General features: G+C 65.2%; 22 protein-coding genes. 12 read left to right on the top strand and 10 right to left on the bottom strand.

Going from position 1 to position 22264, the window contains the following annotated elements; translation table 11 throughout:
- Window positions 1-4: 4 nt before the first annotated feature.
- A complete protein-coding gene (locus RHOSA_RS24345; RefSeq protein ID WP_027289062.1) occupies window positions 5-1651 on the top strand; it encodes a class I SAM-dependent methyltransferase in 1647 nt (548 codons plus the stop codon).
- Window positions 1652-1804: 153 nt separating this feature from the next.
- Here RHOSA_RS24345 and fliW read toward each other — a convergent pair whose 3' ends face one another.
- The 6 genes from fliW to RHOSA_RS0113340 form a co-directional block, all read right to left on the bottom strand.
- Window positions 1805-2305, bottom strand: coding sequence for a flagellar assembly protein FliW (gene fliW, locus RHOSA_RS0113365; RefSeq protein ID WP_027289061.1), 501 nt, complete (start codon window positions 2303-2305; stop codon window positions 1805-1807).
- A gap of 34 nt (window positions 2306-2339) precedes the next feature.
- Window positions 2340-3266 carry a flagellin gene (locus RHOSA_RS0113360; protein WP_027289060.1) on the bottom strand — a complete coding sequence of 309 codons (927 nt, stop codon included), beginning with the start codon at window positions 3264-3266 and terminating at the stop codon, window positions 2340-2342.
- 11 nt (window positions 3267-3277) lie between these two features.
- Window positions 3278-5119, bottom strand: a complete 1842-nt coding sequence (flgK, locus tag RHOSA_RS0113355; protein WP_027289059.1) for a flagellar hook-associated protein FlgK — start codon at window positions 5117-5119, stop codon at window positions 3278-3280.
- A gap of 70 nt (window positions 5120-5189) precedes the next feature.
- A complete protein-coding gene (locus RHOSA_RS0113350) occupies window positions 5190-5711 on the bottom strand; it encodes a flagellar protein FlgN (protein WP_027289058.1) in 522 nt (173 codons plus the stop codon).
- A 2-nt stretch (window positions 5712-5713) separates the two neighbouring features.
- Window positions 5714-6058, bottom strand: a complete 345-nt coding sequence (locus RHOSA_RS0113345) for a rod-binding protein (RefSeq protein ID WP_037256339.1) — start codon at window positions 6056-6058, stop codon at window positions 5714-5716.
- Complete coding sequence (locus RHOSA_RS0113340) at window positions 6058-7188, bottom strand: flagellar basal body P-ring protein FlgI (RefSeq protein WP_027289056.1); 1131 nt, start codon at window positions 7186-7188, stop codon at window positions 6058-6060. The genes RHOSA_RS0113345 and RHOSA_RS0113340 overlap by 1 nt, the downstream gene beginning before the upstream one ends.
- 371 nt (window positions 7189-7559) lie before the next feature.
- Here RHOSA_RS0113340 and RHOSA_RS0113335 point away from each other — a divergent pair, with 371 nt between their 5' ends.
- Together RHOSA_RS0113335 and dksA are read left to right on the top strand one after the other, a co-directional pair.
- Window positions 7560-7979: a flagellar assembly protein FliX gene (locus RHOSA_RS0113335; RefSeq protein ID WP_027289055.1), complete on the top strand. Its 420-nt coding sequence runs from the start codon at window positions 7560-7562 to the stop codon at window positions 7977-7979.
- 294 nt (window positions 7980-8273) lie between these two features.
- Window positions 8274-8690 (top strand): RNA polymerase-binding protein DksA, encoded by a 417-nt coding sequence (dksA, locus tag RHOSA_RS0113330; protein ID WP_027289054.1) that lies wholly within the window; start codon window positions 8274-8276, stop codon window positions 8688-8690.
- Window positions 8691-8983: 293 nt separating this feature from the next.
- Here the strand turns inward: dksA and flgH are convergent, their stop codons facing one another.
- The 4 genes from flgH to flgF form a co-directional block, all read right to left on the bottom strand.
- Window positions 8984-9751, bottom strand: a complete 768-nt coding sequence (gene flgH, locus RHOSA_RS0113325; RefSeq protein ID WP_037256336.1) for a flagellar basal body L-ring protein FlgH — start codon at window positions 9749-9751, stop codon at window positions 8984-8986.
- A gap of 5 nt (window positions 9752-9756) precedes the next feature.
- Window positions 9757-10749, bottom strand: a complete 993-nt coding sequence (gene flgA / locus RHOSA_RS22495; RefSeq protein ID WP_051432139.1) for a flagellar basal body P-ring formation chaperone FlgA — start codon at window positions 10747-10749, stop codon at window positions 9757-9759.
- Window positions 10750-10787: 38 nt separating this feature from the next.
- Window positions 10788-11573 (bottom strand): flagellar basal-body rod protein FlgG, encoded by a 786-nt coding sequence (gene flgG / locus RHOSA_RS0113315; protein WP_027289052.1) that lies wholly within the window; start codon window positions 11571-11573, stop codon window positions 10788-10790.
- 75 nt (window positions 11574-11648) lie between these two features.
- Window positions 11649-12380: a flagellar basal-body rod protein FlgF gene (gene flgF / locus RHOSA_RS0113310; RefSeq protein ID WP_027289051.1), complete on the bottom strand. Its 732-nt coding sequence runs from the start codon at window positions 12378-12380 to the stop codon at window positions 11649-11651.
- A 366-nt stretch (window positions 12381-12746) separates the two neighbouring features.
- Here flgF and RHOSA_RS0113305 point away from each other — a divergent pair, with 366 nt between their 5' ends.
- The 9 genes from RHOSA_RS0113305 to RHOSA_RS22475 all read left to right on the top strand — a co-directional run bounded on the left by RHOSA_RS0113305 (window position 12747) and on the right by RHOSA_RS22475 (window position 22091).
- On the top strand, window positions 12747-13268 hold the full coding sequence (locus RHOSA_RS0113305; RefSeq protein WP_037258408.1) for a flagellar basal body-associated FliL family protein: 522 nt from the start codon (window positions 12747-12749) through the stop codon (window positions 13266-13268).
- A gap of 145 nt (window positions 13269-13413) precedes the next feature.
- A complete protein-coding gene (fliM, locus tag RHOSA_RS0113300) occupies window positions 13414-14433 on the top strand; it encodes a flagellar motor switch protein FliM (RefSeq protein WP_276570063.1) in 1020 nt (339 codons plus the stop codon).
- 26 nt (window positions 14434-14459) lie between these two features.
- Window positions 14460-15029, top strand: a complete 570-nt coding sequence (locus tag RHOSA_RS24340) for a DUF6468 domain-containing protein (protein WP_244880675.1) — start codon at window positions 14460-14462, stop codon at window positions 15027-15029.
- Between the two features lie 53 nt (window positions 15030-15082).
- A complete protein-coding gene (locus RHOSA_RS22485) occupies window positions 15083-15814 on the top strand; it encodes a MotE family protein (protein ID WP_051432136.1) in 732 nt (243 codons plus the stop codon).
- Window positions 15815-15949: 135 nt separating this feature from the next.
- Window positions 15950-16339, top strand: a complete 390-nt coding sequence (locus RHOSA_RS0113285) for a response regulator (protein WP_027289048.1) — start codon at window positions 15950-15952, stop codon at window positions 16337-16339.
- A gap of 44 nt (window positions 16340-16383) precedes the next feature.
- Entirely contained in the window at window positions 16384-17082 is a 699-nt protein-coding gene (locus RHOSA_RS0113280; protein ID WP_051432135.1) for a protein phosphatase CheZ, read from the top strand.
- Window positions 17083-17179: 97 nt separating this feature from the next.
- Window positions 17180-17890: a hypothetical protein gene (locus tag RHOSA_RS0113275; RefSeq protein ID WP_027289046.1), complete on the top strand. Its 711-nt coding sequence runs from the start codon at window positions 17180-17182 to the stop codon at window positions 17888-17890.
- A complete protein-coding gene (locus RHOSA_RS22480; RefSeq protein WP_051432134.1) occupies window positions 17887-18669 on the top strand; it encodes an OmpA/MotB family protein in 783 nt (260 codons plus the stop codon). The genes RHOSA_RS0113275 and RHOSA_RS22480 overlap by 4 nt, the downstream gene beginning before the upstream one ends.
- Window positions 18670-18860: 191 nt before the next feature.
- Window positions 18861-22091 carry a hypothetical protein gene (locus RHOSA_RS22475; protein WP_156092732.1) on the top strand — a complete coding sequence of 1077 codons (3231 nt, stop codon included), beginning with the start codon at window positions 18861-18863 and terminating at the stop codon, window positions 22089-22091.
- Window positions 22092-22264: the final 173 nt, after the last annotated feature.

Below are 22264 nucleotides of genomic sequence, written 5' to 3'. Positions count from 1 at the left end.
ATCCGTGGATCAGCAAGTGACCGATAACGATCTGGCCCAGCCGGTGGCAAGCGCGACAGAGGCCGCCGATACCGAGCAATTCTCGGCTGGCTATTACGCCGACGACGTGCCGTTCCGCTCGGGCGTCGTGCAGCAGCAGTCGCCCCTGACGATGGCGGTCGTGGCCGCCCTGAACGGGATCAATCCGCCGCGCCCCGCCGGGGCCTTCCGCTACTGTGATCTTGGCTGCGGCAACGGCACGACGGTGAACGCTTACGCCGCGCTGTACCCGGAGGCGGAGTTCGTCGGCATCGACTTTAACGCCGGGCACATCGCCCAGGCGCGCGCGGATGCCGAGGCGGCGGGGTTGGCCAACGTCCGCTTCATTCAAGGATCCTTTGCGGAGTTGGATACCGCGGATCTGCCGCAGTTCGACTTCATCGGCATGAACGGGATCTACTCCTGGCTCGACCGGGACATCCTGCCGGCCGTGCACCGGCTGGTCGGGCGTATCCTGCGCCCGGGCGGGCTATTCTACGTCGAATACATGACCATGCCCGGCATGATTGCGGTCGTGCCGATGTGGCAGCTGATCCAGGCCCTGGTCCCGGTCGATGCGCGTGGCAGCCACGAGCGTGCAACGCGGGGCCTGCGGCTGCTCGAAGAGCTGTCGAAGAGCGGCATGACCTATCTGGACCGCCACCCCACAGCCAAGGCCTCGACAAGCGGCTACGTCAGCACCTGGCGCCACAACGCGAACAAGGTCGATCATTTCGCGCACAACGCCATGGCGAGTGGGTTCCGCCCGCGCTACGTCACCGAGATGTGCGATGAGATGGCGGAGGCCGGGCTCAGTTTCGCCGGGCGGACGCCGTTGGCGTTCAACGATCCGGACCTGACCGTCACCCTGCAGCAGGCGACCCTGCTGCGTGGGGTCGAGGATCGGCCGACCCGCGAATTGTTGTCCGACTTCATGCGCAACGAGCGCAACCGGCGGGATCTGTTCTACAAGCCGGGTGGCGAGGGGGCGGATACCGACGCCGCGCGCGCCTTTCTGACGCAAGAGGTCGGCTACATGGCGCGGATGCCCTCTGGCACACCACTGCAGACACTGAGTTTGCCGGGTCCCCGCAAACTTTCCCTCACGGGGGCCGGATACGACCAGGTCACCGCCGCGGCTGACGGCCAGGCGGTGACCCTGCGTGCCGCCGACCCGGAGAAAGTCCTAACGGATGATGCGCTGGTGACCATCGGTCACCGGCTGCAGGCCAGCGGTCAGTATTTCCTGTGCGAGCCCGGCTATTCCGGCGCGCCGCTGCCGGAGGCGCCAGAGAGATTGCGCCTGACCAACGCATTCAACCGGATGCTGTTGAACCGTGCTTTGGCAGATATGTCAGGTACCGTGCTGGTTGCCCGAGCGGTTGGCGGCGCGGCGATGGTGCTTGATCTTGTGGAGACAGGGTTGCTGGACGGCTGGTTGCAGGCCGGACGAGAAGGAGCGGTCGCGGCCGCGCAAGCACGATTCGCCGATAGCCAGATCAAGATCAAGGTGAACGGTCATCAGCGTTTACTCAAGGATCTGACAGCGGAAGAACTGGACAATCGCTTGGTTGCGATGGGCCGGATACGTATCCCCAATTTGATCCGGTTGGGCGCGTTGGCAGCGGCCTGAGATCAACCGATCAAAGCTGGCGCTTGCGATAGAAAAGGGGCCGCGACCTTATCAGGTCGCGGCCCCTTCGCGTCTGCCCCTTGATTTCCTTGACCGGAATGTCGGCGGCTGCCGCACCCAACGGGTCCGGCAGCCGCGCGCATTCTGGCCGGATTACAGCTCCAGCGGGTGCTGGATCGAGTAGCCCTCGCCGGTGAAGACCACTTGGCGGGCCAGCTGGTGCGCAGTGTCGAGGACGATCGGTGCTTTCATGTTCACGGTCGTCTGCACCTGCCCGTTCGCATCGCGACGCATGGTGGCGATCAACAGCAGTCCGCTGGTGTTCGGATCGAAGCAGTAGCTTTGGCAGGCCGCCTGGAAGTCCTTGGCGTCGATCCAGCCGTTGTCCGCGGCGATTGGCAGCACGATGAAGCTGACGCTCGCGTCTTCCAGCGATTGCAGGATGCGGAACTGACTGGCTGCCTGGTTCGGCACGTCGGCGAGGGCGAACTGTGTGTAGCCCGCGAAGCCGAACGGTCCTTTCGGCATCTCCAGTTTGTGCTCGGGTTTGATGGTGAGCGTGCCGAAGCGGGTGTGCATCTGTTCCTCCCGCGAGGCCGTGCAGGTGGAAGCGTCGGCGTGTGCGAGGGTGGCGTGGGTGTCGTATGGGGCCATCAAGGAGTTCCTTTCCGGTCAGGAAAGCTAGGGGCTACAGGAAGTTCAGCAGCGACGTCCGTGCGAGCCGGGCCGTCACCGCGTAAGAAGTGTCGAGGGTGGTTTGCTGTTCGGCCAACAGGGTCATCGTGCGGCTGAAATTGGTGCCTTCGATGTCCGAGATGCCGGTCTCGACGTCGACTTGGCTGCCTTCCTGCTGAACACGGATGCCTTCCATCAGGTCGATTGAACTGCCGATCTGCGCGCGCGTATCGGAGAGCTTTGCGATGGCACCGCCAGCGGTGTTGGCCTCTCCGGTCAGCGCGTCCAGGGCGGCGTTGACCTCGCTCACATCGGAGGGGTTGTTGATCACGGTTGTCAGAGCGGTCAGGAGCTCTTCCATCCCGTTGTCGGTTCCCGGCGCGGCGGTGATCCCGTAGTCCAGCGTCACACCGGCGTCAGCGCGTACGGAGAGCGTGTCGGCATTGCCGTGGTAGTAAAGTTCCTGCGCGGCGATCCCGGTGATCGCCGCGCCGCCGGGATCGGTGCTGACCGGCCGCGTCTGGGTCGCGGTGCCAGAGAACAGGAAGCGTCCTTCCACTTCCTCGTTGATCAAGGCAACCGCTTGCTCCCGGAAGTCGCCAGCGATCTTGCCGAGATCGAGGGCTTTCAGGTTTTCGCCGTTGGCAGCGCTCAGCAGCGTTGTCTGGAATTTCTCGGCGATGTCCTGCAGCCCTTCGATCGATGTTTCCATCGTCTGCAGACGCAGTTCCGTGCGCTTGATGTTCTTGGTGAAGGCCGCGTTGGCCGAGTGCTGCTGTTCCAGGCTTTCGAGCCGGCGGGTGTCGGCGGAAATGCCGTCGTAGCCCTGCGACTTGTAGCCGGTGGCCGCCTGGATACGGTAATTCTGCACCCGCTCCTGGGCGTCCAGGTTGTTGCGGAGAACGAACTGGTTCTGCGCGTAGCTGCCGATGGAGGTCATGGCCTGGGTTCCTAGTTCATCATCCGGTCGAGTGTGTCGAACATTTGCTGGACGGTCGAAATGACCCGGGCGGAAGCGTTGTAGGCCTGTTCGAACACCAGCATGTTCGACAGCTCTTCATCGATGTTGACGCCGCTCTTCGAGTCCGACCGGAACTTGAGTTCGTCGTACATCGTCTGTTGGAAGTCGCGCGCGGTATCGGTGCGCGACGTTTCGCTCGCCTGGAAGGACAGCAAATCGGCCGCGTAGCCGCTCATCGTCGTGTTGACGTTACGCAGGTTGCCGCCGCTTGCGGCGATCGTGCTCCGGTCCTCGAACGAGTCGGCCATCGCCTGGGCCACCGTGTTGTCGCCGGCGTAGACGGCGGGCGGGTTGGTCGCGGGGGCCGGGCTGGGATATTGGGTGGCGCTCCCATAGGACAGGTTGGCCGAGTCTTGCTTGATATCGCTGCGCACCTGGATGTCGCCGGCCGCGCCGGTGATGTCGCCCGCGCCAGCGCTGGGCAGGAGCGGTAGATCCGGCGTCTCGAACAGGTTGTTCAGGCCGAAGTAGTGCGAGAAGCCGCGCGTGTCGCCAAGCTCCGTCGAGGCGATCGTGGCGTCGCCGGTGTTGAGCGTGAAGCCGGTCGCGCCGGCGGGGGCGCCGCCTGGAAGGCTCAATTCCAATTGCCCGTCGGCGTTGACCGTGCTGGCGAGCGTGCCGGCGAGAGATGCCTGGACGTCCGCCACGGAGGTGTCGCCGGCGATCGAGACGGTCGCCGACCCGATCACCTCGTTCGAGGCATTGGTGTAGTTGACGGTCAGGCTGCCGGTGGCCGGGCTGGAAAAGGTGTCCGAGCTGATGTCGGCGGAGCCCGTCAAAGTCGCCTGGCCTTGGTTCTGATAGGTGCCTTGGTTATGGGCCGCGTTGACCCGATCGCGCACCACCTGGGTCAGGCGGTCGAGGTCGCGGTGGAAGTCGGTCAGCATGTTGTCGCGGACATCCAGCAGGGCACCCAGCTTGCCGCCCGTGTTCGGACCGAGCTGATCCGATGCAGCCGCCGGCGACGGGGCGGATGAAAGCGTGGGAAACCCATCGCTTGACGTCGCGACCGGCCCAAGCGCGCTCGCCTTGGAGAAGTCGAACTGCACCTCGCGGCTATCGACCATCATCTTCGTGGAGCCGTCGCTCATCTTGCCCATCACGGCGATGGCGCCGTTGTCGCGCTGGAAGGTGCTCACATCCATCCATTCGCTGAGGGTCTCGAGCTGGCGGTCGCGTTCGTCCTCCAGGTCGGCCGTCGACCGGCCGAGCGCGTTGGCGCGCGAGATCTCGTCGTTCAGCTCGGCGATCTGGCTCAACGCGTCGTTAATCTCCGCGACGCCCCGGTCGATGTCGTTGCTGGCCTCGGTCCGCAGCTCGGTCGTCTGGGTCGAGATGTCGTTCAGTTGCCGGGCGAGCGTGCTTGCCGCTTCGACCACATCGTTGCGCACGCTGGCGCTTTCTGGTTCGACCGACAGCGCTTCGAGCGCAGAGGACAGGCTGTTGAGGCTGTTCGACAAGGTGCTGTCGCTGGACAGCGTTCCGAACATATCGCCAATGCGGCCCAGATACTCGCTGCGGGTGTTGAGCGCGCCCAGCTCGGTGCGCGACTGCATGACCTCGCTGTCGAGGTAGCTGTTCACTTCGCGGCGGATCTGTCCAATGTCGACGCCGGAATTCTTGCCATCAACCAGCTGAGTTATGGCGGCGGCCGTCTGCTTGCTGTAGCCCTCGACGTTGGCGTTCGAGACGTTGCCGCTCGTCACGTTGATCTGACGTTGCGCGGTTTGCAGGCCTGAAACGGCGTAGAACAGTGAGCCTGACAAGGACATCCTGATCGCTCCTGGGAAGGCCGCCTACATGGCGGCCTGGTCGTATGTATGGGTCTTCGTCGATGCGCGCTTACAGGCGCTGGTCTACCGACACAGCGTGGGGAGCGCGCGGATTGCGGTGGGACGGGCGGCCGTCCGTGTTGTAGCTAACGCGTGGGTCCTGACGGTTGGCCGTGTCGACCACGGTCTTGAGCACGCCCTTGGTCGCTGCCTTTGCGGCGCGCAGGGCGCGCTCGTTGGCGGCCAGGACTTCCTGGAAGGAGTCGGTCGCTTCCTTCAGTTCGGCGCGCAGCTCTTCGGAGAGGCTGTCGGCAATCTCCGGATGGTCGCTAAGCCGTTGAAGTTGTGATTCGTAGGCGGCGGCAAGCACGATCTTGTCTTGCTGCAGGGCCTGCATTTCCTCTGGTCGCATGCCGCGTAGCATTTCGATCTCCGCTTCCAGGACATCGATCAAACGCAGGGTCGTCTCCAGCAGATCGATCACCTCCGCCGGCTCGCCCGGCCCTTCAGGCAGGTTGCGGTCATCCGCCGTATCTGCGGCCGTATCCGCATCCGCGGAGGAGGGGCCGATGGGGGCGGTAGAATGCGACATGGTTACTTGACCTCCTGGAGCTTCAGCATCTCGGCCTTGACCTGATCGGCAATTCCGACGCCGCCGGCCTGGGCGATCGTCTTGCCGTATTCTTCGACCAGCAGGCTGCGGTACATCTCTTCGCCCTTGCCGCCGCCGAACATTCCCTCGGTGCTTAGCCCCTGGAACATCGGCTTCAGCATCTGGGCGATGAACATTGCCTCGAAATCCTGCGCGGCCTTTGCCGCAGCAGCCTCGTTCCCCGCAGACGCGCCGCGTTTGACGGCGGCTGCGGCCTTGCCGGCGCTGGCCTTGCCCTGTTGGGCGAGCAGCGCGGGATCGACGGCAGCTTTGGTGAACGGGCTCATTACAGCACCTCGATCTCGGCTTGCAGGGCGCCCGCCGCCTTGATGGCGTGCAGGATCGCGATCATGTCGCGTGGTCCGACACCCAGCGCATTCAGCCCATCGACCAGCTGCTGCAAGGTCACGCCAGCGGGCAGCACAGCCATCTTGTTGTCTTCTTCCTCGTCGATCTCGACATCGGTGCGCGGAACAACCTCGGTCTGGCCCTGCTGGGCGAACGGCCCTGGCTGGCTGACCTGCGGCGTCTCGGTGACGCGGATCGTTAGGTTGCCCTGGGCGATCGCCACGGTAGAGATGCGCACGTTCGAGCCCATCACGATCACGCCCGAGCTTTCGTCGATCACGACCTTCGCCACCTGGTCGGGGGAGATCGGCAGCTGCTCGACGTCGGTCAGCAAGCCGATGGTGTCGCCCGCGTAGTTTTCCGGCACGTCAATGCGCACGGTTGCCGGGTCGAGCGAGCTCGCCGCCGGTTCGCCGACGAACTGATTGATCGCGCTCGCCACCCGCCGCGCGGTCGTCAGGTCCGGGTTGCGCAGCTGCAGGTGGACGGTACTGAGCGAGCCCAACTGGAAGTCGATTTCACGTTCGATGATCGCGCCGTTGGGAATCCGCCCAGCGGTCGGCACGCCTTTGACGACCTGCTGCGCCGCACCTCCGGCGGAGAAGCCACTGACGTTCACGGGTCCCTGGGCGACGGCGTAAACCTCGCCGTCGGCGCCCAGCAGCGGTGTCACCAGCAGGGTGCCCCCCAGAAGGCTCTCCGCCGTTCCCAGAGAGGAAACCGAAACGTCGATGCGCGAGCCGCGGCGGGTGAACGGGGGGAGGTCGGCGGTCACCATCACCGCCGCGATGTTCTCGGTCTCCAGGTCCTGGCTGCGCGCGTTGACGCCCAAGCGTTGCAGCATGCCGATCAGGCTTTCGCGGGTGAACGGGCTGTCGTCCAGGTCGTCGCCGCTGCCGTTCAGGCCGACGACCAGGCCGTAGCCGACCAGCACGTTGTCGCGCACGCCTTCCACCTGCGTGATGTCCTTGATGCGCGATTGCGCGCTTGCGCCAGCCGACCACAGGCCAACCAGGGCCAGCGCGCAAACGACGGCGACGCAACGGATCGGACGGGACAGGCGCGGCATGGACAAGGTCCTCGAAGGTTCGCTCGTATCGGGGTGCGTGGGAATCCACACCCGTGACTGCGCTGTCTTATGCGATTTGCGTGCCAACGCGTACGTGTGGTTAAGAACGCCCGGAATCTGGGCCTTCTGCTCGGTGCTGGCCGGTCGTGATCAACGGGGCAGGGCCGTCTAGCGGGTAAAACTTGCCGGGCGGCGATTGCCGATCGGTGGGCTTAACCAAGCAGCATTTACCACGCATTAACTGCGCACGGCGCAGCTTGGTGCATGCAGACAGAAGGCGTAGTTTTCCGCCTGCATCGCCGTCTGGCTGGGTCCCTCAAACAGGGGCTGCACGGTCGGCGTCCCGCCCACGGGCACTTGAGCGAGTCTCCATGAAGATCGAACGGTCGTCCCTCCATACCCCCACGCCGCTGCGCCGCAAGGACAAGTCGCAGGGGACAGATGGGGGCTTTGGCGACAGTCTGAATGCCTCCAATGGCGCGGCGAGCGCGGCGGAAGGCAGCCGTTCGGCGGGGGTCGCCGGGGCAGGAGCGCTGCTCAGTCTGCAGGAGATCCCAGCCAACGCCGATGATGCGCGCGAGCGCGGTCGTCAGCACGGCGAACGTCTGCTGCAGCGTCTGGAGGAACTGCGCGACGGTCTGCTGATGGGGCGTATGGCGCCGGATACCGTGCGCCGTTTGGCCGACGAAGTGGACCAGGCCCGGGGCGAGATCGACGATCCGGACTTGAACGAGATTCTCGACGAAATCGAACTGCGCGCGCACGTGGAACTGGCCAAACTGCGCCGCTGAACGGTTGCCTCACCCGCCAGCACGTCGGGCCCGCCCCCTTGTTTCACGCAAACCACGGGTCTGGGGGGATGGCCGCGCCTATCCAGAGGTGTCGGGAAGATGTGGATAGGCAGGCGTTCGGCTAGCGTTGCGCCGACGCTCACGGTTGTCACAAAACCTTTCTATTTCAAGTGCATGCCCGTCTTCCCTACGACGTGAAAGAGGCTTGTGGCGTGGGTAAAAAATCATATACTGCGCCGCGCCGACCCCGGTGATCCGGGAGCGTGTTTTTAACGAGGGGACGTCGTTCACGTGATGTCTGTGACTCTGCCCACGGAGTATCGTCCCAGCGAGGACGAGCCCTTCATGAACGAGAAGATGCAGGAATACTTTCGCCAGAAGCTGCTGGCCTGGAAGGACTCGTTGTTGCGGGAGTCGCACGAGACGCTGGAAAGTCTGCAGGACGGCGGTCTGTCGGAGCCCGACATCGCCGACCGTGCTTCCGCTGAAACTGATCGTTCGCTAGAGCTGCGCACCCGCGACCGGGAGCGCAAGTTGATCTCCAAGATCGACGAGGCGTTGCAGCGGATTGAGGACGGCACCTACGGCTACTGCGAGGAGACCGACGAGCCGATCGCGATCCGCCGTCTTGAAGCGCGTCCGATCGCAACCTTGTCGATCGAGGCCCAGGAGCGTCACGAGCGCTTGGAACGGACCCAGCGCGACGATTAGAGCGGTGGGCGCATCGACGGTTTCGAGGGGCCCCTGAACGGCTGTCGAGGCCGGGCAGGGGCTTTTTTTGATCGTGCCTCTGCGCATGGCCCGGGTTCGCTGAAACCGTCGGGCGTCATGCGCCTCGCCACGCAACGGGCTTGAGACCGGGTGTCCGGTGCTGGAATCGTAGAATATTTTATTAACAGGTGGTTACGCGATTTTCCTGAGTCGCGGCCGACGGTCTCAAGCGGCTCTGACGGCGAGCCCAATCCCAAGCGGATAGGTTTTTGACGACCGGCTACCGTTCGCGCTTAGAACGGGAACAGGATGTCGTAGACCTGTTGGCCGTAGCGTGGCTGCTGGACATCGGAGAGCTGGCCTTCGCCGCCGTAGGCGATGCGGGCTTCGGCGATGTCTTCATAGGACACGCTGTTGTCGGAATCGATGTCCTCGGGCCGGATCACGCCGGCAACCTGCAGGATGCGGTTCTCGTAGTTCACGCGCACTTCTTGCCGGCCCGCGATCACCAAGTTGCCGTTCGGCAGGACCTGGGTGATCAGCGAGGCGATCCGCAGGTTGATCTCCTCGCTGCGGTCGACCGTGCCGACGCCCGTGTGGCCGCTGCCGCTCTGCGCCTCGACGAGGCTTTCCGGGCTAACTGCTTCCGGCAGCACCGAACCGAGCGATTGCTCGTAACCCAGGAAGGCCGGCAATCCGGCAGATTCGTTCGCACTGCGCGTGCGGCTCGTCTCGTTCGACAGGTTGGCGCTGTCGTCGATCTCGATCCGAACCGTCAGGATATCGCCGATCTCGCTCGCCCGCTGGTCCTTGAAGAAGGCCCGCGTGCCGGGAGTCCAAAGCGAGTTCGCCTGGCGGTTCGGCTCCTGTACCTGCGGCTTCGGCATGGGCATGACCACTGGCCTCTCGCCGGCCAGGCGTTCCGGGCTTCCGACCGCGGACTGCGGTGGTTCCTGACCGACCTGGGCGAGCCGGTCGGCGGTGTTGCAGGCGGCGAGCAGGCCGCCGGCGAGCGCGAGCGCGCCGAGCCGCGCGGCGGTGGACAAGAGGGGGTCGCGCATCGCGCTTACTCCTGCGATTGCGGGCGGCTGCCCGCTTGCACCGCGACCGTGCCGTCGGCGACGACGACCCCGGAGACGGTGGTGTTGGACTTGGTGTTGACGACGCGCACGACCTCGCCCTTGGCGCCGTCCTGCAGCGCCCGGCCCTGGGCGGTCAGGCGCATCTGCTCAGTCTGCAGCATGAGGGTTACCAAGCTGTTGCGCGGTACGATCACGGGCGCGGTGACGTCGGTCTCGCGCACCGGCCGTTCCGGGCGGATCGAGCGGCGGGCGGACATACCGACCAGCTTGCGCGCGTCGCGGATGTGGTTGGCGGTGATCGCGTCGACCGGCCGCGTGACCCAGGCGATGTCGCGCTGGCCGATCACTTCGTCCCGGCCAATCCGGCGGGTCAGCACCGGGATCTCGACCATCGCCAGCGCCTTGCCGGACACGGTGGCGCGGGCGAGCGGACGCTGCGCATCGGGCGCAACCACGTTGGCGGTGAAACGGCCGCTGTCGCGGTCGTAGTTCAGGCCCGCGATCTTGACGGTTCCCGGCGCATCGACCGGCAGCACCAGCGCGGTATCCGGCGTGTCCAGCTGCACTTCGACATCGCCGTCGATGCCGCGTTCGGCCAGCTTGGCGTGGATCGCCTCCTGGATCTTTTTGCCGCCGATCCGCTGTGCGGCGCGGCGCAGACTGGCCTGCTGCAGCTTGGACGCCGGCTGCCAGTCGATCTCGTACGCGCGGGCCACCCGGGCGAGCCAGTTGGCCGGCAGCTGCACTTCCTTGCCCGGTTCGGGCGCACGGGCAATCGGCGTCTCCCCACGTGCGCCCAAACCGCTGAACAGATGGTTCAGCGTCACGGTATCGCCTTCGACCACGATCTCGCTGTTAAGCGACACGGGCTGTCCGACCCGGGCGGAACGGTCGCGTTCCGCCTGCGCGGCGGGCGCGGCGATCAGGGCGGCCAGCGCGGTGGCGGCGGCGAGAGCGAAGACGGGCAGGCGGAACATGGCGGACACTCCGATACGACGGGATCTTGCGGCAGTTATCAGCGCATCTGGCTGACGTTGCGCATCATCTCGTCGGAGGTGGAGATCACCTTGCTGTTCATCTCGTAGGCGCGTTGGGCGGCGACCATGTTGGTGATCTCCTTCACCATGTCGACGTTCGAGCTTTCCACCGCGCCCTGCAGCACGCTGCCGAAGCCGGCCTGGCCGGGCACCCCGACCGTGGCCTGGCCGCTCGCCCGGGTCTCGGCGAACAGGTTGTCGCCCAGCGCCTGCAGACCAGCCTCGTTCGGGAAGCGGGCGACCTCGATCTGGCCGACCAACTGCGGGTCCACCTGGCCGTCGAGGTCGACCCAGACCTCGCCGTTGGCATTGACGGTCACGCCGACCGCGTCCACCGGGATGGTGATGCCGGGCTGGACCGGGTAGCCGTCCGGGGTCACCAGATCGCCGTCGGGCGACAGCTGGAACGAGCCGGCGCGGGTATAGCCGGTTTCGCCGTTCGGCATTTCGACCATGAACATGCCCTTGCCGTTCATCGCCATGTCCAGCGGGTTGTCGGTCATCTGGATCGAGCCCTGCTCGTTGATCCGGTAGATCGCCGCCGGCTTCACGCCCAGGCCCAGCTGAATGCCGGAGGGGACGATCGTGCCCTCCTCGCTGGAGTTCGCGCCAACCCGGCGCATGTCCTGGTACAGCAGGTCGTTGAACTCAGCGCGCTGGCGCTTGTAGCCGCTGGTGTTCATGTTGGCGATGTTGTTCGAGATGACCTCGACGTTCATCTGCTGCGCCAGCATTCCGGTGGCGGCGATACTCAGGGAGCGCATGTCTCAACCTCTCGTCTGGCAGGGCGTGACGCGGGTTAGGCCCGCGATCTCGGGGTCAGTGTTGGCGTGTCGGGGTTATTGCGAGGAGACCAGCGTGCGCACCGCGCGCAGGATTCGCTCGTGCTCGCTCTCGGAGAACTTGTTGGCGCTGCTGTAGCTGCGGGTCAGGTTGATCAGGCGGGTCATCTCGACCACACCCTCGACGTTCGAGCTCTCCAGGGTGCCCTGCATGATGCGGGCGCCCTCGGCCGGCTCGGCAACCTGTTCCTCACGCGCCTCGAAGAGGCCGTTGGCGCGCTTCATCAGCAGCTGTTCGTTTTCGAAGGTGACCGGCTCCAGCTGGGCGATCTGGCCGACCTCGGTGGCGATCGTGCCGTCCTCGCTGATTTCGATCGACTGCGCGTCGTCGGGCACCTCGATGGGGTTGCCATTGCCGTCCAGCACCGGCTGGTTGGCTTTGTTGACGATCTGGCCTTCCTCGTTCAGCTGGAAGGCGCCGTTGCGGGTGTAGCGCGGGCCGTCGTCGGTCTCGATCGTGAAATAGCCACGTCCGGAAATCGCCAGGTCCAACGGATTCTCCGTCCGCTTCATCGGCCCTTCCTTCAGGTCGCGCACGGTCGAGATGTCCTGGACGAAGCTCATTTCGCCGGTCTTGCCGCGCTGCGTGTCCTCCAGGTACTCGACGAACATCATGCTCTCGCCCTGATAGGCTGGCGTGTTCAGGTTCGCCATGTTGTTCGCCACCAGGTCGAGTTCGCGGCGCAGGCTGGCCTGACGCGAAAGGGCGATGTAGTTCGTGGATTCCATGGCTGTCCGTCTCGTTCGCGGGGCAGGTGTCGTTTTGGGCGCGGTGGCGTGGCCGAGAGCGTGGCCAACGCATCGCAACGCAGCCTATGCACAGTGCGTGCCAAACCGGAAAACGGCGCGATCCGTTCCAATACCGCACGCAATCGTCGAACTGGTTGCCTGGAACCCGGCAAGACCTGCCGGGTAGGGCGGGTACAGTTGCCGGGCTCAACGAGTTCTTAACTCAGACGCTCTAGCGTTCACCCTGTTCGCAGCCCGCCTGCGCCGCGCCCTGGGGGCGCTGGCATGCAGCCGGGCGGCCGCGAATTGGCCGGGTGTCCAGCGGGCCCGGTCTTCAAGAACGGTTTTCCGGTAAAGGCGAATTCGATGACCGATCAGACGATGGGCGAGGGCTACGGCGACGACGTGGAGCTCGACGCCAGTCCACGGCGCGGCGGTATGTCCGGCAAGAAGATCACGCTGTTCGTGCTGCTGCCGCTGCTGCTGCTCGCCGGCGCGGGGGCCGGCCTGTATTTCACCGGCATGCTGGATAGCCTGTTGGGCGGTGGCAAAGAGGAAAAGCACGAGCCCGCGAAGGTCGAGAAGACGGTCTTCTACGAAATGCCAACCCTTCTCGTGAATCTGAACTCCAGCGGGCGGAGCAGTAACTTCCTGAAACTCTCGGTCAGCCTTGAGATCGCCGGCGAGGCAGGGAAGGAGAAGCTCGAGAAGTACATGCCGCGCGTCGTCGACAACTTCCAGGTTTATCTGCGCGAACTGCGGGTGGAGGACCTGCAGGGCTCCGCCGGGCTGCAGCGCCTGCGCGAGGAATTGTTGCTGCGCGTCAACGCAGCCGTCGAGGGCGTCGAGGTTAAGGACGTCCTGTTCAAGGAGATGCTGGTCCAGTAGCGCCAGCCGGTTCGTTTCCCGGTAATTCCATCTGACCCCAGTCCCGAACGACAAACCTGGACGCAGAGAGACCATGGCCGACGGCGATCCGCAGAACGACAGCCAGAACGACCTCGACACCGACGACGGGATCGACCAGGACGCCATGATGGCGGAATGGGAGGCGATGGCCGAAGGTGACGACGAAGACGGCGATTCCTCCACGCGCGTTCTCGATCAGGACGAGATCGACAGCCTGCTGGGCCTCGATGATGACGGCGACGGTGACGGTCAGCAGTCGGGCATCCAGGCGATCGTCAATTCCGCGCTCGTGTCCTACGAGCGCCTGCCGATGCTGGAGGTCGTATTCGACCGGCTTGTCCGGATGATGTCGACCAGCCTGCGTAACTTCACCAGCGATAACGTCGAGGTCAGCCTCGACAACATCACCTCGATCCGCTTCGGCGACTACCTGAACTCGATCCCGCTGCCGGCCATGCTGACCGTCTTCAAGGCCGAGGAGTGGGACAACTACGGCCTGATGACGGTCGATAGCACGTTGATCTACTCAATCGTCGACGTGCTCCTGGGGGGACGGCGCGGGACGGCCGCGATGCGCATCGAGGGCCGCCCGTACACCACGATCGAGCGCAACCTGATCGAGCGGATGGTGCACGTCGTCATGGGCGACCTGTCGGCGGCGTTCGATCCGCTGTCGCCCGTGACCTTCCGTTTCGAACGGCTTGAGACCAACCCGCGCTTCGCCACCATCGCCCGACACGCCAATGCTGCCATTGTCGTGCGCTTGCGCATCGACATGGAAGACCGTGGCGGGCGCATGGAACTGCTGCTGCCCTACGCCACCCTCGAGCCGGTGCGCGAGATGCTGCTGCAGATGTTCATGGGCGAAAAGTTCGGCCGGGACAGCATCTGGGAAAGCCACTTGTCGGCCGAGCTTTGGCAGACCGATGTCGGGCTGAGTGCGGTGCTGGACGAGTTTGAACTGCCGCTGGGCGACGTCATGAAATGGAAGGTCGGGGACTTTCTGCCGCTGCAGGTGACGCCGGAATCCAAGGTGCGCCTGCGCTGCGGCGATGTCCCGATGTTTGCCGGGCCGATGGGGCGCAAGAATGGACATATCGCGGTCCGGATCGAGAACAAGGCCGCGCGGGAAGGAGACGTCTGATGGCTGGGGTAAGTATTCTGTTGGACGTGCTGGTCGCCGGGCTGCTGGCTGCAACGATCTTCTACGCGGTCATGCTGAACCGCAAGCTGGGCGAACTGCGCAACAACAAGGCCGAGATGGAGGCGATGGTTAACCGTCTCGTCCAGACCACCGAGCGCGCAGAGCACGGTTTGGCCGAACTCAAGGCCGCCGCCCATGAGAAGGGCGAGGAGCTCAGCCAAAAGCTGAACGATGCTAAGGCCCTCAACGACGACCTCGGTTTCCTGGTCGACAAGGGAAACAGTCTTGCCGACCGGATGGAGCGACAGATCGGTGCCGCCCGCAAGGTGACCGCCGATCCGCGCGGGGTCGAGCCGATGGGTTTGCATGAGGCTGCCCAGCGAAGCACCGCCGCGGCGAAGGGGGCTGCGACGAAGGCGAACGGCACTGGCACGACCTTGTCTTCCGCACCGGCCGTTGGATCCAGCGCCGCGAACGAGGGCGGCAAGCCGGATACGGCCGGGACCGATACGACGCTGCGCGCCGCGCCGCGCGGCGCGGCGCGCAGCACACCGCAGAATGCGAAGCTGTTGAAGGCGCTGCGCGGCGTGCGCTGAACAGCCCGCCGGCCTGCGTCTCCGAGAACGATCGTCGATAGAGAGAAGTTGTCATGCGTCCGCGTATTCTGCCCGTGCTGATCCTGGTCGCCACGCTCACATTGGGCATGCGGGTCGGGGAAATCTGGCAAGGCTTCGGCGGCATCGCCGCCGCCGATTCCGATGCTGCGACCGGCGCCGACTTCGTGGGCGATCCGTTCGCCGGCCTGCAGGTCGCGCAGGCAACGCCGGAGGGGGACGCACAGGCCGGACAGGAGACCCCGACGCCGTCCGATGAACCGGCCGCCGGGAGTGCCGCAAACGATGCAACGGAGACGCCGGAGGCGGACAAGCCGCGCGATCTCCTGTCTTCCGCAGACCCGCTGGACATGACGGAAGCGGAAATCGAGCTGCTGCAGCAGTTGGCCAAGCGTCGGGAGAAGCTGGATCAGCGCGCCGAGACGCTGGAACGCCGCGAACGTCTCGTGCAGGCCGCCGAGAAGCGCCTGAACGAGAAGGTCTCCGAGATGGAGCGTCTGCGCAAGGAGATCGAGGCGCTGCTGGTTAAGTACGACGAACAGGAAACCAAGCAGCTTACCCGACTGGTGAACATCTACGAGAAGATGAAACCGGACGATGCCGCGCGGATCTTCGAGAATCTGGACAAGGATGTCCTGCTCAAGGTCGTCGAGCGCATGAACGAGCGCAAGACCGCGCCGATCCTGGCCGAAATGCGTCCTGACAAGGCCCAGGAGCTGACTCTGGAGCTTGCCGAGCGCGAGGATCTGCCGTTGCCGCGCGAATAGCCCGCGGACGGATCGGCGTCGTTAAAGCCGAATTTGCGCGGCGTTTACCTTGATTTAAGAGCGCTTGCTTACCGTAAGTCGCTGAAACTGGCGCCCTTCGCGCGTTGTCCTGTGAGTAAGGGGTTTTAAGACATCATGTCGAGCGTGGATATGAACATGCCGATCCTCATCGTCGACGACTACAAGACGATGCTTCGGATCATCCGCAATCTGTTGAAGCAGTTGGGCTTCAACAATGTGGACGAGGCGACCGACGGCTCCAGCGCGTTGCAGAAGCTGCGCGACAAGAAGTATGGCCTGGTCATTTCCGACTGGAACATGGAGCCGATGAGTGGCCTGCAGCTGCTCAAGGAAGTCCGCGCGGACAGCCGCCTGAACGGCCTGCCGTTCATCATGGTGACGGCTGAGAGCAAGAGCGAGAACGTGGTCGCCGCCAAGCAGGCCGGTGTGACCAACTACATCATCAAGCCGTTCAATGCAGCCACGCTGAAGACCAAGCTAACCGCGTCGATCGGGCATTTCTAGGCGCGCCCGGGTTGGCCGGCGCCACAGGTAGGAGGTTTGAGGCCATGACGGCTCAAAAGGGACGTAAGACGGGGCGCGGCCAAGACGACGACGCGGCGCGCGTCCAGTTGGAGACCCAGTTGGCAGCCCTGGCCGCGCTCGGCCCGCGTGCGGAACCCGAGGAGATCACGGACGCGGTCGAGAGTGTCATGGCGACCGTCGAGGGCGATCTGTCGGCGGTGAACCTGAAGCTCTACGCCGAGATCGAAGCGCTGTCCCGGTTCATCGCCTCGGCCAAGGCGGAGATCGCATCGGTCCGGCCCGACGAGATCAACACCGAGCATTTGCCCACCGCCACGGACGAGCTGGAAGCGATCGTCGGCGCTACTGAGTCCGCGACCAACACGATCCTGGAAGCGATGGAGACCATTGAAGGCATCGGCGACGAGTTGGGGGGCGAGACCGGTCAGAAGCTGTCCGACAGCGTTACCAAGGTCTATGAAGCCTGCAACTTCCAGGACATTACCGGCCAGCGGATCACCAAGGTCGTCACCGCGCTCAAGCAGGTGGAGGAGAAGGTGGACACGCTTCTGGCCGCGTTCGGTGAAGATGCCGCCGAGGCCCGGAGCGAACGTAGCGCCGCCTCGGAAAAGAAGAAGGTCAGTGCGGACGACGAGGCGTCCCTAATGAACGGGCCGACCTCCCCCGGTGAGGCGAGCGTCAGCCAGGACGACATCGACGCACTGCTGGCAAGTTTCGATTGATCCCCTGCCGGTTCGTGGCCGGTTTCAGGAGAGCTTCTCGTACGGATGACCCCGCGGACCTACACCGCACCGGGGCGGAAAGACATCCTTCTAAGCCATGACCCTCGACAGCCGGCTCGCTCCGTCGACCAAGAGTTCGCCCAACGCCAACATCGTCGCGATGTTGAGCCTAAAGCTGCTGTTGCTGGCGTTTTTTATCCTGCTGTCGACCATCTCGAAGTATGAGGAAGAACGCAGCCGTGCGGTGCTGGAAAGCGTCGCCGTCACCTTCGCCGGCGCCGTTCCGGCCACCAAGAGCCGCGCTGTGCCGGACGCCGGGATCGGCGCGCTGGACAAGCAGGCGAGCCTGTCCGACCGAATCCGCGCCCTGTTCAAGCAAACCTTGCCGTTGGTCGAGGTGGAAACCTCGGCGGACGGGCGGGTCCTTCGGCTCGAGGTACGCGCGCGTGAGCTGTTCGAGATGGGGCAAGCCGAGTTGCGCCCGCAGCGCGACGTTCTGCTCCGCCGGTTGGCCAACGCCCTGACGAATTCCCAGCAGGCGCCGGAGCTTTACACGGTCGAGGTGCTGCACGCCGTGCCGCCAGGCGATGATGCGTCCGCCACCCGTCTGCCGGTCGCGCGCAGCGGCACGATCGTGCGTGCGCTGGATACGCTCGGCGTCCCGAGGGAACGCCTCAGCTCCGGTTTGTGGCCGACCCGCGGTAACCCTGGCCGGATCGCCTTCGAGATCACGCTGCCGAGTGAAGAGATTCCGCCGAACCCCTTGGCACCCCAGGAGGAGCAGGCCGGCCGGGAGACGGTGCAATGACCGACATGCCCCCGCCGCCGCCCAGTACCCAGAGGCGTTCCGATGGTCAATCGGAGCTCCCGCCGCCGCCGGGCAGCGCTTCGGGCAAGCAAGGCGGCGATACCGCCGGTGCCTGGATGGTGACCTTCACCGATCTGGTCGCGCTGCTGTTGACCTTCTTCGTGATGATCTTCGCGATGTCCAACGTGAAGACGCAGGATTGGTCCAGCCTGACCGAAAGCCTGCGTCGGCAATTGAATTCGGTGGCCGGGCAGCGGGTGGCGAGCCCGTCGATGCGCATGGACGTGCCGTCGCCTGAGCGCACGCCGGGCGATGACCTGGATTACCTCGCGGAACTGCTGGCCGGGCACCTGAGCGAGACGCCAGCGCTGGCGGACGCGCGCTTGCGCCGGGGCGAGGACCGTCTGTTCCTCTCTTTGCCGGCGGACTTGCTGTTTGCCAGTGGTGATTTCACCCTGACGCCGCAGGCGGCAGAGGCGGTTTTTCAACTGGGTGGGGTGTTGCGTAACATGCCGAACGCGCTGGCGGTGGTCGGCCATGCCGACCCGCGTAAGCCGGTAACCCGCTATCCCTCGAACTGGGAACTCTCGTTGCTGCGTGCCCAAGCAGTTGTGGCCGCCCTGCGTTCCGGCGGTGTCGAAGGGCGTATCCGCGCCCGCGGGCAGGGTGATTCCCGCTACGACGAACTGCCCGCCATGGCGGACGAGGCGGAGCGCCGCGCGCTCGCCCGTCGCGTGGACCTGGTGATCCATGACACCGCGCGGGAGCCGGTCGAATGAGCTCTCCCGCGCGCGTGTCTTGCGTTCGCATGGCCGGGGCCGTTCTTGCCGTCATGTTGTCCATGACGGCGGGTGCTGTACTTGTGCCAGCGGCGTGGGCGCAGGGAACGCAAGGGCAGGCGTCAGGGACCCAGTCGGCACCTGAGTCCATCCGTGTGCGTGGCGGCAATCACGGATCTTACGGCCGCATCGTGTTCGATTGGCCGGACAGCGTGCAGTATGAGGTCGAGCGGTTCGACAACACGCTCTACATCTCCTTCGCCCGCCGGGCCGATTTCAAGTTCTGGTCGGTGTCGCCCGTCCTCGACGATTACATCGGCCAGCCGGCGCCGGGACCGCACGGCTATCGGCTAACGATCCCGATGAAGGACGATTTCCTCGTCGAGGATTGGACCTACGGCACTAAGGTGGTGATCGATCTCAAGAAGATCGACAAGCCCGAGACCCCCGAGCGTCCCCCGCGCGTGCGCGTCGAGGCGGCAGCGGGAGCGGAGCGTGCGCGTCTGACCTTTAACTGGCCGTTTCCGGTTGGCTACGACCTGCAGCAGGATACCAAGGCCGGCACCGCGCGCCTGAGATTCCGCCGTCCCGCCCGCTTCGACTTCAGCGGCTACTCGGAGGTTCAGCCTTCGCAGATCCTGAGCCTTGCGCCGATCGTTTCCGCCAAGCAGAGCGGGGTCGACCTGAAGGTCCCCAAGGGGGCGCGTATCCGTGCGGCTGAAAATGGCACCCAGATCCAAGTGACGATCGAGGCGCCGGCACGCGACGCAGCGAAGGCCGCAACCAAAACAGAAGACGCCCAGCCCGACCGGCTGACACCAAACGACGAGACCTCGGGCACGGACGCGTCGGAAGCCGTCCCGGAGTCTGTCGAGACAGCGGAACTGCCGGAGCAACCGGGAGAAGAGGAGTCCGGCGCGCAGGCCAACGATCAAGAGGCGGACGATTCGGGCGATGCGCCGCTGGACGTGCTGCCAGAGCTCAAGCCGGAGTTGCGCGCACCGGAGGTCGCCGAGGCGGCGTTGGCGGGCGCGCGTCGGTTCACACCGCAAGAGGTTGCGCAGGGCATTCTGCCCTCTCCTGGTGAGGTGGCGCCGTCGGTTCGCCAAGCGCGTGTGGAGATGCCGTGGGCTGGTCGTGCCGCGGCTGCCTTCGCGCGTGCTGGTGCGCAATGGCTTGCCGTTACCGGGCAGGCGCCGAACGATTTCACCGCACAACTGAAGCAAGCGCTGCCAGACATCGAGAAGGTCGAGCGGCAGAACATCAATGGCACCACACTGCTGCGCATGACCGGCGGGCCCGGTTTGCGGGTCCGTCCGGAGCTGGATGGCGGTTTGTGGCGCGCCATTCTATCGCGGCAGCCGGTTCTGCCGACGCAGCCGATCGAGGTACGGCTGGCCGAAGGCCGGGCGATCCTGCCGGTCGAGGCGTCGGGCGCGGTGCTGAACCTACGCGACCCCGCGACCGGTCGACCGCTGTCGGTGGTTCCGGTTGCGGCGCCGGGTCAGGGGATGGCGGTCGAGCGGGAGTTTCCGGAGTTCACGCTGTTGGCGACCCACACTGGCATCGCCGTGTTGCCGAAGGCCGACTATGTCACCGTCACGCGTCGACAGGGCGAGGTCGTCGTCGAGGGCGAGGGGCAGGCGTTGATGATCAACCCCGAGCCCGAGGGTGAGGTCCAGGAGGTGCGCACACCGGCTACGGCCGGGGATTCGCTGCTGGACCTGGAGGCTTGGCGTCGACCGGACATGAGCTTTGTCGAGGCGAAGCAGCAACTTCGCCAGAAGCTGGCGGACGCGGCCCCGGCGGAGAAGCCGCTGGTTCGGCTGGAGCTGGCACGGTTTCACTTCGCCCACGGCATGGCGGTGGAAGCGCTCGGCCATCTCGAACTGTACGCGAAGAACGCGCCGCGCCGCGCTGACGACCCGCAGGTCAAGCTGATGCGTGCTGCCAGCCAGCTACTTGCCGGCGATTGGAACACGGCTGCGACGACCCTGAACGACCCGGTGCTTGACGGAGTCGCGGAGGCCCTGCCTTGGCAGGCGGCCTATGCTGCCTTGACCGGCGCGTATGAGTCGGCGGCCGCCGCCTTCCACAAGGCCGAGCCGATGTTGGACTCCTATCCGCCCAGTGTGCGCAAGCAGTTGCGCCTGTGGGCAGCACAGGCGCGGATCGAAAGCGGCGATCTGCCGGGCGCCGAGGTCGACCTGGATAAAGTCCGCGCGCAAGACCCCACGCGGTCTGAAGCCGCGCAGGTCGCTTTCCTGGAAGGCCGCCGCCAGTTGGTTGCGGGGGAGCCCGATGCCGCGGAAGCGAACTGGCGCGAAGCCGCGGCGAGCAGTCATCCCCCCAGCCGAACCCGTGCCCGCTTGGTTTTGACCGAGCGGCAATTGGCTGCCGGGGAGATCGAGATCCCGGAGGCGATCGCCGAACTGGAGCGGTTGCGTTACGCTTGGCGCGGCGACGAGTTCGAGGGCGTGCTGCTGCATCGTTTGGCAGACCTTTACATTGAGGAAGCGCGTTACGGTCGCGCCCTCTCGGCACTCAAGCAGGCAGCTTCCCACTTGCCGGAAAGCCCGCTGGCCCAACGCGCGACCGCGCGCATGCGTCGGCTGTTCACCCGTCTGTTTCTGGATGGCGAGGCGGACCGCATGCCGGCGCTTAAGGCGTTGGCGCTCTACGAGAGCTTCCGCGAGTTGACCCCTGCCGGCGATTCCGGCGACGAGATGATCGCCCGGTTGGCCGATCGTCTGGTCGGCGTCGATCTGCTGACCCGGGCGGGCAGTCTGCTGGAAGGGCAGGTGCGTCGGCGTCTGTCGGGGCTTGAGAAAGCCGATGTGGGAACGCGCCTGGCGGCTGTTCGGTTGCTGGATCGCAAGCCGGAAGACGGGCTCGAAGCTCTGGATATCTCGAAGATGCCGGACATGCCCCCCTCGCTGGAGGCCAGGCGACGTTTGTTGCGGGCCCGCGCCCTGGCCGAGACCGGCAAGCCGGATGCCGCGCTCAGCCTGCTTGCCGGCATGGACAGCGAGCCGGCACTGGAACTGGCCGTCGATATCCATTCCGAACAGGGCGACTGGGGCAAAGCCGTGGCCGTACTGGACCGGTTGCTGCCTGATTTGGACGGGGATGCTCGCTTGGACCCAGCCGGCGCCGGACGTGTGATGCGTGCAGCGGTGGCGATGACCCTCGCCGGGCAAAGCGCGCGGCTGCGCGAACTGTCGGCAACCTACGGGACGGCGATGGCGGCGAGCGAACACGCCGAGACCTTCGATCTGCTCGACCCGTCGACTGGTGGTGGACCGGTGACGGTGGCCAAGCAGCTGGCGGAGGTGCAGACGGCCAAGGATTTCATGAACAGCTTCAGCGCACGCCTCGAAGACGAGAGCACCCGCCCGGCGGGTGGGGGCGGAACTCCCTGAGACACGGGACAGTTCGTTAAATCACGCGAACCAACCCGAGAGTCGGCTTTGTGCGTCAGATGCGATGTCCTACTTACCTCCGGGCCGTGCGCCTGAGCCATTCTCCGCTGTTCTGGTTCCCGGGCGGAGGAGATTGATGATCAGATGCGTTAAGATTGGCCCCCAGTTCTGGC

It is taken from the genome of Rhodovibrio salinarum DSM 9154, assembly GCF_000515255.1.
Lineage (GTDB): Bacteria > Pseudomonadota > Alphaproteobacteria > Kiloniellales > Rhodovibrionaceae > Rhodovibrio > Rhodovibrio salinarum.
This window is presented reverse-complemented; position numbering and strand designations above follow the sequence as displayed.

Excerpts from the sequence above, each read along its gene's own strand:
- fliW (WP_027289061.1), bottom strand. The coding sequence starts at position 2,305 with ATGGCCCCATACGACACCCACGCCACCCTCGCACACGCCGACGCTTCC.
- RHOSA_RS0113360 (WP_027289060.1), bottom strand. The coding sequence starts at position 3,266 with ATGACCTCCATCGGCAGCTACGCGCAGAACCAGTTCGTTCTCCGCAAC.
- flgK (WP_027289059.1), bottom strand. The coding sequence starts at position 5,119 with ATGTCCTTGTCAGGCTCACTGTTCTACGCCGTTTCAGGCCTGCAAACC.
- RHOSA_RS0113350 (WP_027289058.1), bottom strand. The coding sequence starts at position 5,711 with ATGTCGCATTCTACCGCCCCCATCGGCCCCTCCTCCGCGGATGCGGAT.
- RHOSA_RS0113345 (WP_037256339.1), bottom strand. The coding sequence starts at position 6,058 with ATGAGCCCGTTCACCAAAGCTGCCGTCGATCCCGCGCTGCTCGCCCAA.
- RHOSA_RS0113340 (WP_027289056.1), bottom strand. The coding sequence starts at position 7,188 with ATGCCGCGCCTGTCCCGTCCGATCCGTTGCGTCGCCGTCGTTTGCGCG.
- RHOSA_RS0113335 (WP_027289055.1), top strand. The coding sequence starts at position 7,560 with ATGAAGATCGAACGGTCGTCCCTCCATACCCCCACGCCGCTGCGCCGC.
- dksA (WP_027289054.1), top strand. The coding sequence starts at position 8,274 with ATGTCTGTGACTCTGCCCACGGAGTATCGTCCCAGCGAGGACGAGCCC.
- flgH (WP_037256336.1), bottom strand. The coding sequence starts at position 9,751 with ATGCGCGACCCCCTCTTGTCCACCGCCGCGCGGCTCGGCGCGCTCGCG.
- flgA (WP_051432139.1), bottom strand. The coding sequence starts at position 10,749 with ATGTTCCGCCTGCCCGTCTTCGCTCTCGCCGCCGCCACCGCGCTGGCC.
- flgG (WP_027289052.1), bottom strand. The coding sequence starts at position 11,573 with ATGCGCTCCCTGAGTATCGCCGCCACCGGAATGCTGGCGCAGCAGATG.
- flgF (WP_027289051.1), bottom strand. The coding sequence starts at position 12,380 with ATGGAATCCACGAACTACATCGCCCTTTCGCGTCAGGCCAGCCTGCGC.
- RHOSA_RS0113305 (WP_037258408.1), top strand. The coding sequence starts at position 12,747 with ATGACCGATCAGACGATGGGCGAGGGCTACGGCGACGACGTGGAGCTC.
- fliM (WP_276570063.1), top strand. The coding sequence starts at position 13,414 with ATGATGGCGGAATGGGAGGCGATGGCCGAAGGTGACGACGAAGACGGC.
- RHOSA_RS22485 (WP_051432136.1), top strand. The coding sequence starts at position 15,083 with ATGCGTCCGCGTATTCTGCCCGTGCTGATCCTGGTCGCCACGCTCACA.
- RHOSA_RS0113285 (WP_027289048.1), top strand. The coding sequence starts at position 15,950 with ATGTCGAGCGTGGATATGAACATGCCGATCCTCATCGTCGACGACTAC.
- RHOSA_RS0113280 (WP_051432135.1), top strand. The coding sequence starts at position 16,384 with ATGACGGCTCAAAAGGGACGTAAGACGGGGCGCGGCCAAGACGACGAC.
- RHOSA_RS0113275 (WP_027289046.1), top strand. The coding sequence starts at position 17,180 with ATGACCCTCGACAGCCGGCTCGCTCCGTCGACCAAGAGTTCGCCCAAC.
- RHOSA_RS22480 (WP_051432134.1), top strand. The coding sequence starts at position 17,887 with ATGACCGACATGCCCCCGCCGCCGCCCAGTACCCAGAGGCGTTCCGAT.